Raw genomic sequence first — 11,977 nt, forward strand, 5'->3', positions numbered from 1 at the left:
ATCGAATCCTACCCCACCCAAATGACCATCCAATACGGCAACGGCGACGAGGATACTTTCTACACCATGGGTAAGCCAGTCAGCAGGGCACGCGGCGAAGAGTCACGCAAGACCGCCACCAGTTATGTGTACAAACGCTCAGGCAACTTCCATGCCTACGCAACGGTGTCATACTCTGGCCGTTTCCGCGTGAACGGCGGCGACTGGCAGGCGTTGGATGTTGTGTTGACGAAGGAAACTGTCGACCCGTTGCTGATCCGTGTCTGGTGGGTTGACGTGGGACGCGTAGCCGGTGACTGCAGCTACGACGACACCAGATGGGGTTGCAAGAACGATCCGACGATGGGCAGGCCGGATAACCCGAACCCGCGCCTTCGCAAGGCCGATATTCGCACTGGTCAGCGTTGGCACCTGAACGATAGCGGCGACGGGGATACAGAGTATTCGTTACACCGCGACTGGCCCGACATGTAAATCAGCCCCGTGGGTCTTAGGTTGAGAAGCCACATGTGTTTCGAAAAGCCACTTCTTTGGTGGCTTCTCGAAACACATGTGGCTTTTCGCCGTTTATATGGGAGGTGTGGGAATTCTTCTATAGGTTAGTGTCTTCACCGTGGGTCTTTAACCCGCATTAAAGTCACTAACCTATCGACGCCCCCCGCACCCTCACCGCGTAACAACCCGTAACACCCCCTTGTGTAATACCCCCCTAGGGTATATACTGGAGTCATGGAAACCACTAGCAACCAGTGCTGCCACAGCACATCCGCCCAGGTCAGCAGCGCATCCGGCGCCCCCACTGAGGAGCCCACCAAGGCGCACACCGGCGCATGCTGTAGCGGCGAGGCACCCGAAACCCAGTACGGTTACGCCTCCAACAAAGAGGCACACCTCAAGCGTCTGCGCCGCATCGAAGGGCAGGTCCGCGGCATCGCCCGCATGGTCGACGAAGATAAATACTGCATCGACATCCTCACCCAGGTTGCCGCGGTCTCCAAGGCGCTCCACGCCGTCTCCCTGAACCTGCTCGAAGAGCACATCGGCCACTGCGTGACCGGCGCCGCCGTCGAATCCGAACGTACCGGCGACCCGACCATCGCAGAAGCCAAGGTCAAAGAGGCAACCGCCGCAATCTCCCGCCTCATGCGTAGCTAAACGCCTCGCACCTAAACACCGGGCGGACCCAATTTTTCAACCCACTACCGAAAGGAAATCATCATGAGCACCACCACCGTTAAGGCAACCGGCCTGACCTGCAACCACTGCGCTATGAGCGTCAGCGAAGAAGTCAGCGAAGTTCCCGGCGTGACCGGCGTGACCGTGGACGTCGTCAAGGGCGGCGTCTCCACCGTGACCATTGAGCACGAGGGCACCCTCAACACTCAGGCTGTCGCAGACGCTATTGTGGAGGCTGGCTACACCCCCGCCGTCTAGCGCGGCAGCCGACTCGATTAGGAGTCATCATGGCTTACCCTCCGCAATACATTGCGATGGTTGTCGGCGCGGTCCGCACCCTTGTCGGCGCCGAAAATATGCACCTGCGCGACGCGATTACCCGCGTGGCCAGGCAGATGAATCTGGATGCGGCGCTGGTCGATTCGTGGGTGAAGCAGAGCCCCGAATATACGGCGCGTGAGGATGCGCCCGGCGCCGCGCGACGTAGCGGCACGAGCGCGAATAAGCGTTCTGCCGAGCACGAGCAGGGCTTGAAGGCGCGTGAGAAGGCGAACACTTCGCCGTTCCCGCGGACTGCCGTGAAGCGTGCGTACGGTGTGTCTGATCGTGGCGCGAAGGTAACCGGTATTCGCCCGCACACGAGCAGGCCGGATGGGCTGCCAGGCGACCACTGAGCCGCCACATTCACAGCCTCACGGTTTTACCCACGGCTTTCACTCCCGCGACACCCTCAGTACTGCGCCCTAAACACTGCACCATACACCGTCCGGGGCGGGGTCCTTCGGGGCCCCTCCCCTGGCTTGGTGTACCTTTTTTCTACCCCCCCCCGTTTTTGAGTTTTAAGGAAGTATTGTGTCTTCTACACAGCCTTCACCAACCACCCGTGAGCCTTCATCACAGAGTGAGCGCTCTCTTTTTAATACCGCCGGAACGACCGTAAAATCAACGGAGTCCACCCGAATCATCCACGTGGATATCCAGGGTATGACCTGTGCATCCTGTGTGGGTCGTGTGGAGCGTAAGCTCCGCAAAATCCCCGGTGTTGACCCGGCGGTGAACCTGCCGCTGGAGTCGGCGCGCGTCATCGTGCCCGAGGGTGTGAGCGACGAGCAGATTGTTGAGGCCATCAACAGTACCGGCTACACGGCGCACCTCAGGAACGGGTCGCACGCGGGCGCTGGAACGAACGCGAGCGCATCCAGCAGCGGCCACCATCACAGCACCCCGAGCATGAATGACGGCTTCACTAAACGCATTATTTATGCGGCGATTTTGGGTGTGCCGGTTCTCTTGATTTCGATGTTCCCGTCGCTCCAGTTCCCGAATTGGGGTTGGGTTGTGGCGGTTCTAACGGCGCCGGTTGCGTTTTGGTGTGCCGCGCCGTTCCACCGTGCGGCGCTGATTAATGCGCGTCATGGCTCGTCCACGATGGATACGCTGGTGTCTCTCGGCGTGTTGTTGGCGTATTTCTATTCGCTGGCGCAGCTGCTCATGAACCCGGCGTTGACGGCGCATGTGCATCATACGGACGGTAGTTTCTGGTCGATATTTACCGGCAACCATGCGTCGCTGTATTTTGATACGGCGTCCACGGTGACGCTGTTCTTGCTGATTGGTCGCGCGATTGAGCACCGCACCCGCCACCGTTCTTCGGAGGCGCTGCGCACCCTGCTGAGCATGGGCGCGAAGGAGGCGACTCTGCTGCGCACCGATAAGCAGGGCGTGACGAAGCAGGTGCAGGTTCCGGTGGAGGACCTCATGCCGGATGACCTGTTCCTGGTGCGCCCGGGCGAGAAGATCGCCACGGACGGCGTGGTGGTTGAGGGTTCGTCGGCGGTGGATGCGTCCCTGTTGACGGGTGAGTCTGTGCCGGTAGAGGTGCATCCGGGCGATACGGTCACGGGTGCCACGGTCAATACGTCTGGTTCGTTGACGGTGCGGGCCACCCGCGTGGGCGCTGAGACGACCCTGGCGAAGATGGGTGAGCTGGTGGCGAGCGCGCAGGAGACAAAGGCTCCTATTGCCCGCCTGGCGGACCGTGTTTCTGCGGTGTTTGTGCCGGTGGTTTTGACGATTTCGGCGCTGACCCTGGTCGGTTGGTGGCTGGTGTCTGGTGACGGTGCGACGGCGGTGGCAGTGGCGGTGGCAGTGCTGGTGGTGGCGTGCCCGTGCGCCCTGGGCCTGGCGACCCCGACGGCACTGCTGGCGGGTACGGGTCGCGGCTGGCAGTTGGGCATTTTGATTCGTAATGCGCAGGTGTTGGAGGCGACGAGCACGGTTGATCGCGTGGTGCTGGATAAGACCGGTACGGTGACGACTGGTGAGATGTCTGTAGCTTTCTACGGCACCTTTGGTGACTATGAGTCGGCGGGTGAATTGTCCGGTATTTCGCCGGATTCCGCTGGTTCCAAGAACGAGCGTTCCCTGTCTGTTCTGCGTGATGCCGCCGCCGTGGAGGCGCTGAGTGAGCACCCGATTGCTCGCGCGATTGCCGGTTTTGCCCGTGAGCAGGGCGTGCTGGCGGAGGGCGCTTCGGCACCGAGTGTGAGCGGCTTTGAGGGTGTTCCCGGAGGCGTGCGCGGCGTGCTGAGCAGCGCGGGTGGAGATGCCGAAAGCGGCTCCTCCCAGCTGGTTCTGGTGGGTACCCCCCAGTACCTGCAGGCAGCCGGTGCACAGCTGAGCGAGGGCCAGTTGGCCCTGCTGGACCAGGCTCGCCGGGCGGGTCTGACGACGGTGGTTGTCGCCCGTGGCAAGGCACCGAACAATGAGGCCGCAGAAGATGCTCCCGCCCCGCAGCCGATCGGCATGATTTCGGTTGCCGACACCCCCAAGCCGGAGGCCGCCGAGACCATGGCACAGTTGCGCGAGCTCGGCCTGGAGCCCATCCTGCTCACCGGTGACGCCCCGCAGGTTGCGCAGGCGGTCGCCTCGCAGGTCGGCATTTCGGCAGATAACGTGTACGCCGGCGTGACCCCCGAGGGTAAGTCGCAGGTGGTGCGCCAGTTGCAGGAGGCCGGTCACCGCGTGGCGATGGTCGGCGACGGCGTGAATGACGCCCCGGCGCTGGCTCTTGCGGAGCTGGGCATTGCGATGGGTTCGGGCACGGACGTTGCCGCGGAGGCTGCCGATATTGTGCTGACCCGTTCGGATGTTGCTTCGGTGGTGACGGCACTGCGCCTCTCCCGCGCTACGCTGCGCACCATTAAGTCGAACCTGTTCTGGGCGTTCGCCTACAATTCGGCGGCTATTCCGGTCGCCGTGGCGGGCCTGCTGAACCCGATGATTGCGGGTGCGGCAATGGCGTTTAGTTCGGTGTTTGTGGTGCTGAACTCCCTGCGTCTGACGGCGTTTAGGAAGTAGCGAAATATGGCGAGAAATTGCCCGAGCGTTAGCTCCTCAAAAGCCTAAACGAAAAATTCAAAAGCATATCTCGCCGCGCATTTCGCACGGTAAAAGATATAAAGAAATGCACCGCCCGTGTAAAGGCGGTGCATTTCTTTATCTTCAGTTTTCACGGGTGGCGGCTAGAACGTCTAACTTGAACACCTAGCTTGAGCATCCAGCACAAACATCTAGCGCAAACGCCCCACCCGATAGCCCGAGTCCGAAAGCCCGAGCTAACAGCCCGGCAGAACCTTAGGCCCAGGTGACCAGGTCCTCGATGGGGCGGCGGCTCTTCGGCGCGATCTCGCGGGCGCGATAACCGAAGGTCACAGCCACGGACACGCCGAACTCCTCCGGGTCGAACAAGCCAGCAGAAGCCAGCAACTCGTTCACTGCCTCGTAGTGCATACCCTCGATGGGGCAGGAATCAATGCCGAGCATTGCGGCGCCGGTCATCATGTTGCCCAGGGCAATGTAGGTCTGCTTGGAGGCCCAGTCGAAGAGCGCACGGTCGCTTTCTAGAACCTTTATGTAGTTCTTCTGGAAGTCGCTGTAGCGTTCGAGTGCAGCCTGCATCTGCTCTTCGGTGAGGCCGCGACCCTCGAGGGTGCGGCGCATCCACGGGGTGTCGTAGCGCAGACCCTTCTTCGCCAGCAGTACGACCAGGTGGCTTGCGGCGTCGAGCCGATCTGCCATGCCCCAGGCGATCGGCTTGAGCTTTTCGCGCAGTTCGGGGTTCTGGATGACCAGGAACTTCCACGGCTCAGTGCCAACGGAGCTGGGCGACAGGCGCGCAAATTCGAGGATTGCGGCGAAGTCTTCATCGCTGACGCGGCGGTCGGGGTCGTAGGCGCGGGTTGCGCGGCGGCGGGCAAAAATTTCGAGAGCTTCTTCGCGGGTTACAGTCACGGTTTCATCCTTTACACGAGGGTTTCAGTACCCCGTCATGTTATACCCGCGGCGGGTGCTGGCGGTACGAAATGTGGCGAGTTACGCCCGCAGGAAATACTCCGCAGAAAATATGCGCGAGCGCCGGTACCTACCCCCTACTCGACACCGGCTTTCATCCACACGTCTGAAGCAGCGCGGCGACCGAAAATGACCGCGCGGATTCCCTGGAAGTACAGAATATACGCCGCCCACAAGCCGCAATACCCGGCGAGCGCATCCATGGCACCGGCGCCGACAGCCCAGTGCAGGCCGAGCATGACCGGCACGTACATCACCAGCATGATGAAGCAGCCAATCGCCAGGTATTTCACGTCCTGCGCACCCATGAGGATGCCGTCCAGGGTGAACACGTACGCGGCGATGGGCTGGCCGAGCGCGATGATGACGGTAGCGATGGTGAAGAGGAACGCCACCTGCGCGTCCTGCGTGAAAATCCAGGAGCCGAAGAAGCCGATGAGCGGGCAGATCAGGCCGGTAATAACGCCGTAGATGAGGCTCATGCGCAGCAGCCGGTTTTTCAGCTGGCGCACCTTCACGCGCTCAGATTCTACGTTCAGGTTACGTTCGCCGAGTTCCTTGCCGAGTAGCGCCTGGGCGGCGATGGCGAGGGAGTCCAGGGCGTAGAGGAAGAGGTTAAACACGCCCATGCCGAGCTGGTAGGCGGCGGTGTGTTCGGTGCCGAATCGTGCCACGACGAACACGGTCAGCAGGGAGGCGATGCGCATGGACAGGGTGCGCAGCATGAGCCAGGAGCCGAGCGACAGCACCGAACGCATGCCGGTCGTGTCGGGTGCCCAGGGGACGGCGTATTCGCGGGTGCCGCGCATCATGACCGCCCCGAGCGCAGCCGCCATGCCCCACTGGGTGAGGGAGGTGCCGGTCGCCGAACCGGCAACGCCCCAGCCGACCGGGTAGATGAGCAGCCAGTTCAGCACAATGTTTACAAGCGTGCCGACCGTGGCGACTTTGAGCGGGGTGACGGTGTCTTGCAGTCCACGGAGCGTGCCGACCTGCGCGAGGATAATCATCATCGGCGGAATACCCCAGAGTGAGTGGTGCAGGTAGTCGAGGGCGTAGCTCATGGTTTCGTCGGTCGCGCCGAGGCCGCGCAGCAGCGGGTCCGCGAAGGCGTATCCGGCGATCATGAGGAGCATGCCGAGGCCGAAGGCGACCCACACGCCGTCCACACCGATCTGCCAGGCGCGGCGCAGGTTCTTCTCACCGAAGGCGCGCGCCACGGCGGGCGTGACGGAGTAGGCGAGGAAGTTCATGAGGCCCACGACCGTGGTGACGAGCGTGGCGGCGATGCTCATGCCGGCGAGTTCTGCCTTGCCGAGTTGGCCGATGAGGGCGGAGTCGGTGAGCACGAAGATGGGTTCGGCGATGAGCGCGCCGAAGGCGGGTACGGCGAGTACGAGGATGCGCCGGTTCAGCGAAGGCTCGGCGGCGTTGGCGCCAGCATTGGCGCTGGGGCTCGCGGCGGTATTCTTCGCGGGCACGGCAGGTGCAGTATCGCCGGGTTCGGTATTCGGGGGCTTCTGTGTGCTCATCCTTCTAGGCTACTCCCCGCCGCCGCGGCGGGTTCCTGCACGCGGGGCGGGGTGCACTCTGCGAGATAAGCGCAATCAGACGCCTCGGCCGCGCAGTTCGTCGAGGGCGCGGCGTTCCTTCTTGGTGGGGCGGCCGCTACCTCGTTCGCGTTTAGCGACCGGCGGCATGGAGAGGTAGGCGGGGCGCGGGCCGGAGAGGTCCTCGTAGCAGGTGACGGCGATGGGTGCGCCTACGCGTTTGACAAGGAGTTTTTCGACTTTGAAGACGCGTTCCCAGCCGGGGTAGCGCACGCGCACCACGTCGCCTTTTTTGAGTTTTTGGGAGGGTTTGGCGGGGGCGTCGTTGACGCACACGTGGCCGCCTTTGCATTCATCGGCGGCGAGGGAGCGGGTTTTAAAGATGCGCACCGACCAGAGCCAGAGGTCGAGCCTGGCGCTGGTTAGTGCGTTGGTGTCTTCTGCGGTCATGTGTTCATTGTGGCGCGAGGCGGGCGGGGCACCAAATCAGGTGTGCCCGCCCGTCCTTCGCAATTTCGCCGCAATCTCACCGGGTAAATCCGCAACCGGCACCGGACCGCCATACGGCAGAAAATTTTCTGCTGCACGCACCTCCCTTTTGAGCGCAAACCCATATCCACTAGGGGTATTGTTAAGTCACCTTCTCAAGAAGTGTTCTCAAGACCACCTAGTTTGCGTGGTCTACGGGGGGGGTTGTGGCCGCGACGCCACGGGCTCCCCGTAACAGATTGGAGACACACCATGTCAGCTTTGAAAAAGCTCCTGGCGGCTGCCCTCATCAGCACTGTGCTGTCCTCTTGCTCTTTCGGCCCTTCTCTAGAGAAGGATGAAAGCGCCCGCGCAATCTTCGACGTAGAGAATGACAAGGTGATCCTACCCCTGGACGCTTACAACACCGACGGCAAGGACGAATACTTCACCAAGGCCCTTGAGCTCGCCCGTAAAAAGTGCTTTGCCGAACACGGGCAGCACTACAAGATGTTCGTCCGCACCGAGGGATCCGGCAGGAACCTCGGCAGGACCTACGGAATCTGGAACGTTGAGTACGCCCAAAAATACGGCCTCCACAAGAGCGACGAATCGAATACGCTGGATCTGTCCTCCCCTGCGCCCTCATCCGACCCTGGGAAGGATGTCAGCACCGAATGTTATCAGCGCGCCAGCGATGAGATGAAGCAAATTGGAGAGATCCCATTCGGCTCCGCCACGTATAGGCGTTTGGAAACCGATGCTCGAAACGCCGCAGGGGATCGACAGCTCAAAAAATCCCTCGACGACGAGTGGAAGCGATGCGTCAAAGACAAGGGCCTCACTCCCAATAGTGAGATGACCGTCAAGGAAGAAAAGAATATTCCTCGTAGCACCACCCCCTCAGAAGAGGAAATTCGAATCGCCACCATCGAGGCGCAGTGCAATCAGGATGTAGGCCGTTCGCAGAAGCTCTACGACCTGGAGGCGCAGTACCAGAAGCCGCTCGTCGCCAAGAACCAGGCTGCCCTGGAGAATGAGCTCAAAGAATTCAAACGCCGGGACGAGCAGTTTAAGCAGTACGTTCTCGACAACCAGTAACAGCGAATAGCAGTCGGTAATAGTCGGTATGCCGAAAGGGGTGTGTGCCGTGTTCACTGAACACGGCACACACCCTTCTTACGTTGCACCGGCTACGTTGCAGCGGCAACCTAACCCGCGGCGCTTATGCCTTCACCGTTGCGGTGCGGCGCTCCTTCAGAGCCCAGCCAATCACACCGGCGAGCAGACCGAACGCAATCCAGGAGCCGAGTACCAGCCACTGGCCGCTCGTTGCAGCCTCCGGGAAGTACGCGATGGAACGCAGCAGTGTCGAGGAGGCACCCGGAACCATCATCTGACCAATCTGACCCCACGCACCGGGTAGGAACGCGCTCGGCATGCTTGCACCCGAAATCGGGTTACCGATGAACATGGTCACCACCACACCCAGGCCCAAGCCAGCGGCGGGAACCAGTAGGGCGCCCATACCAATCATGAAGGATGCGGTCGCCAAATAGGTTGCGGCGAATGCTGCCCACAGGGTTGCAAAATCACCGGGGATGAAACCGAACCAGGTGCTCAGAATCAGGGCGGTCAGAGCGCCGGCGATGACGGCATACAGGGTTGCGGTAGCAAAGCGGCGCCAGGTGCCCTTGATGAGGTTCAGGGAGAGCACGCCGCCGAGGATTCCACCTATAACCAGGGGGAAAGCGGCAATAGTCAGGCCGGTACCGGAGGAGTCACTCTCGCTCAGGGGCACCACGGCGGTGGCCTTCACCGTCATGGCAGAGGCCTGCTCGGCCTGCGCCTTCATCTGCTCCAGCTGCGCGGCGGCCTGGGCACCCCGCTCACCGCCAGCCTGCACTGCCTGGGTGAGGGCTTCAGTCTTAGCGGTGAGTGCCTTCTGCTGAATCTGCGCGTTCAGCTGGGTGGCTACACCGTTGAGCATCTGGGTTGCTGCGGCATTGGCGGCGGGGGCGGTCAGCACCTCGGGTGCGGCGCCTTCGGTGAAGATGATTGCGCCATAGGTTTCACGCTGCCTGATCTGTTGTTCAGCCTCTTCGCGGGAGGAGGCCTGTTTCAGTTCAAAGGTCTCAATGCCCCTGTCTTTGAGGGACTGTTCAAACTGGCTGACGGTCGCCTCGGGGCCCGCAATAGAGACGGGCAGAATCTTTGCCTCCATGGTCTTGGTGGGCCAGGTAAAGGCGAGGATAACAAGCGCAACAATCAGGGATGCCAGCAGGGAGGTGCTGATGACCTTAATCCAGGAGGAGCGCTCGGGGGCTGCCGGGGTCACCGGTTCCGCGGTGACTGCAGCACTGGTTTCGTTGTTCACGACAATCTCCAAACAAAATGCTTATTTCGCTTACGAGATAGAACTCTACCCTCGGTTTTTGTTGCAAGCAAACAAAATATCTATTTTGTTTGCAATGTCACAAAAAGAATTAGCGTTGTGCCTTCCGGGTCCCTCACCCCGTAGACTGGAACCATGCCCCGACTAACAGACGCCACCAAAGCCGCACGCCGAGCCCAGATTCTCGAAGCCGCCATTAACTGCTTCCTCGAACGCGGCTACATCAACACCTCCATGAGCGACATTATCAAGGCCTCCGGCCTGTCCTCCGGATCCATCTACTCGCACTTCTCCGGCAAAGAAGATATCCTCATCGGCTCCATTAAAGAGCGTCTCAACCATCTCAAGGAGTTCTGCGGCACATTCCCTGAAGGCTCAGGCCCCCAAGACATCCTCGAAACCATCTATACCAACCAGCTGGTTAACGAGAACTTCTCCGCCATGCTGTGCCTCCGCCTTGAAGCGCTCCACGCACCCGAAATCGCCAAGGCGACCACGGAGGTCATTTCTCTATTGCAGGATCTTATTACTAAGACCCTCACCCCCTGGGCGATTGAACAGTTGAGCGTTCTGCACGAAATCAACCCCGACCCGAAGCAACGTACTCCCGAGCAGGAGGCGCTCATTGCCGACTACGCCCGCGATACGACGGACGCCCTCATGATGATCTTCCAGGGTTACATGCTTCGTTCCTTCTTTGGCACCCCCGAGGAAAAAGACCACCTCTACCGCGTCGCTTTGACTCTCCTTCCCGAGTAGTTGACCTCCCGATAGACCCTGAAAATCACCCTTGAGCGGTTGTCTTTTGGGTTTATCGGCGATTTTTGGGCACTATAGCACCCTCACAGTCTGCAGGCGTAGAATCGAGAAACCATGACTGAATCCTGCACCCCCGCAACCCCCGAGCCGCGCGCCACCAACCCCGCAGAGCTGAAGAATCTGCGTGCCGCACACGCCGATGAGCTCTCTTCACGCACCCGCGCCACGAGCATCCCGGCGGACTCCTGCTCCCTCTACGACGACGAGGCGCTCGGCGGCACCGCCGGACGCGCCACCGCCTGGCTGGCACTCGAGCACGTGGGCCACTGGGGTCGCGACGTGCTGGACGGCTCCGCCCTCGGCGAGGAGCTTTCGGAGGCGTTGGGCGAGGCAGTCTCGCAGGCGGGTTTAAAGTTCCTGCTGATTCGCCAGGCGGGCAGGGAGGGGCGTGTACTGCACGGCGCGCCGGATGCCTCCGGCAACCCGACCCACCGGGTGCTCTACGCGCTCTGCACCCGGGGTGAGGAAAAGCTCTACTCGTTCAGCGTGAGCACCCCCGAACAGCTCCTCGACCTGCCCCTGGGCAACCCCCAGGAGTTGATTCAGGCGACGGGCGCACAGCTCATGGACTCCCCCGCCATTCTCGTGTGTACCCACTCCAAGCGCGACCGCTGCTGCGCCCTGCGCGGTCGACCCATTGCGGCGCACCTGGCGGATATCCTGCCGGGTAATGCGGTCTGGGAGTGCTCGCATACGGGTGGTCACCGCTTTGCCCCGGTCGGTATTATGCTGCCCACCGGCTACACCTACGGTCGCCTCTCGGAGCCTTCGGCGCTGGCGGCGTACCTGTCGCTGGCGGGCCGCGATATTCCGTCGCTGCACGGTCTGCGAGGCCGCAGCACGGATACTCCGGTGGAGCAGGCGGCGGAGGTTGCCTTACGCCTCGAACTGGAGAAAAAGGGTGAAGAAGTAACCTCTGGCGGTTTGGTTTCACGTGAAACATCCGCAACGGAGGCACTGAGTACACTCCTCGAGGCGGGCATCGACCCCGCGGTAGATACCGCCGAACACCCCACCATGGAGGCGGCACTCACCTCCCACACCGACGGACGCACTTGGGTCACCTTCTTCGAGCGAGTCACCCTTGAGCCGCGCCCCAACTCCTGCGGCAAGGGTCCTGCTGATGCTTTCAGCCGCGAGCTGCTCGCACTGCGCCAGCTATAAACCCTGTGCCAGCTCTAGGCAGAGCCAGTTCTAGCACCCGCGCATGATGTAA

General features: G+C 61.4%; 11 protein-coding genes and 1 pseudogene. 8 read left to right on the forward strand and 4 right to left on the reverse strand.

Annotated features, from left to right (window positions below; translation table 11 throughout):
- From JX292_RS08025 to JX292_RS08045, 5 genes and pseudogenes are all read left to right on the forward strand, one after another.
- Positions 1-474 (forward strand): annotated as a pseudogene (locus JX292_RS08025) (peptide ABC transporter ATPase); the annotation flags it as partial.
- Positions 475-729: 255 nt separating this feature from the next.
- Positions 730-1,155 (forward strand): metal-sensitive transcriptional regulator, encoded by a 426-nt coding sequence (locus JX292_RS09105; protein ID WP_204863283.1) that lies wholly within the window; start codon positions 730-732, stop codon positions 1,153-1,155.
- Positions 1,156-1,218: 63 nt separating this feature from the next.
- Positions 1,219-1,434, forward strand: a complete 216-nt coding sequence (locus JX292_RS08035) for a heavy-metal-associated domain-containing protein (protein ID WP_204863285.1) — start codon at positions 1,219-1,221, stop codon at positions 1,432-1,434.
- Between the two features lie 29 nt (positions 1,435-1,463).
- Positions 1,464-1,850 carry a chorismate mutase gene (locus JX292_RS08040; RefSeq protein ID WP_204863287.1) on the forward strand — a complete coding sequence of 129 codons (387 nt, stop codon included), beginning with the start codon at positions 1,464-1,466 and terminating at the stop codon, positions 1,848-1,850.
- A gap of 175 nt (positions 1,851-2,025) precedes the next feature.
- Positions 2,026-4,536 carry a heavy metal translocating P-type ATPase gene (locus JX292_RS08045; protein WP_204863391.1) on the forward strand — a complete coding sequence of 837 codons (2,511 nt, stop codon included), beginning with the start codon at positions 2,026-2,028 and terminating at the stop codon, positions 4,534-4,536.
- A gap of 276 nt (positions 4,537-4,812) precedes the next feature.
- Here JX292_RS08045 and JX292_RS08050 read toward each other — a convergent pair whose 3' ends face one another.
- The 3 genes from JX292_RS08050 to JX292_RS08060 all read right to left on the reverse strand — a co-directional run bounded on the left by JX292_RS08050 (position 4,813) and on the right by JX292_RS08060 (position 7,529).
- The gene (locus JX292_RS08050) at positions 4,813-5,469 is read right to left on the reverse strand and encodes an NAD(P)H-dependent oxidoreductase (RefSeq protein ID WP_204863289.1); all 657 of its coding nucleotides are present in this window, start codon (positions 5,467-5,469) and stop codon (positions 4,813-4,815) included.
- A 137-nt stretch (positions 5,470-5,606) separates the two neighbouring features.
- Entirely contained in the window at positions 5,607-7,061 is a 1,455-nt protein-coding gene (locus JX292_RS08055; protein ID WP_204863291.1) for an MATE family efflux transporter, read from the reverse strand.
- Between the two features lie 75 nt (positions 7,062-7,136).
- Positions 7,137-7,529: an RNA-binding S4 domain-containing protein gene (locus JX292_RS08060; RefSeq protein ID WP_204863293.1), complete on the reverse strand. Its 393-nt coding sequence runs from the start codon at positions 7,527-7,529 to the stop codon at positions 7,137-7,139.
- 291 nt (positions 7,530-7,820) lie between these two features.
- Between JX292_RS08060 and JX292_RS08065 the strand changes: the two genes are divergently transcribed.
- The gene (locus JX292_RS08065) at positions 7,821-8,648 is read left to right on the forward strand and encodes a UDP pyrophosphate synthase (protein WP_204863295.1); all 828 of its coding nucleotides are present in this window, start codon (positions 7,821-7,823) and stop codon (positions 8,646-8,648) included.
- Between the two features lie 124 nt (positions 8,649-8,772).
- Here the strand turns inward: JX292_RS08065 and JX292_RS08070 are convergent, their stop codons facing one another.
- A complete protein-coding gene (locus JX292_RS08070) occupies positions 8,773-9,924 on the reverse strand; it encodes an ABC transporter permease (RefSeq protein WP_239653703.1) in 1,152 nt (383 codons plus the stop codon).
- Between the two features lie 153 nt (positions 9,925-10,077).
- Here JX292_RS08070 and JX292_RS08075 point away from each other — a divergent pair, with 153 nt between their 5' ends.
- Together JX292_RS08075 and JX292_RS08080 are read left to right on the forward strand one after the other, a co-directional pair.
- Positions 10,078-10,701 (forward strand): TetR/AcrR family transcriptional regulator, encoded by a 624-nt coding sequence (locus JX292_RS08075; protein ID WP_204863299.1) that lies wholly within the window; start codon positions 10,078-10,080, stop codon positions 10,699-10,701.
- Between the two features lie 114 nt (positions 10,702-10,815).
- Complete coding sequence (locus tag JX292_RS08080; RefSeq protein WP_204863301.1) at positions 10,816-11,925, forward strand: sucrase ferredoxin; 1,110 nt, start codon at positions 10,816-10,818, stop codon at positions 11,923-11,925.
- Positions 11,926-11,977 lie beyond the last annotated feature (52 nt).

This window comes from Rothia mucilaginosa (assembly GCF_901875305.1).
In the GTDB taxonomy this organism is placed as follows: Bacteria; Actinomycetota; Actinomycetes; order Actinomycetales; family Micrococcaceae; genus Rothia.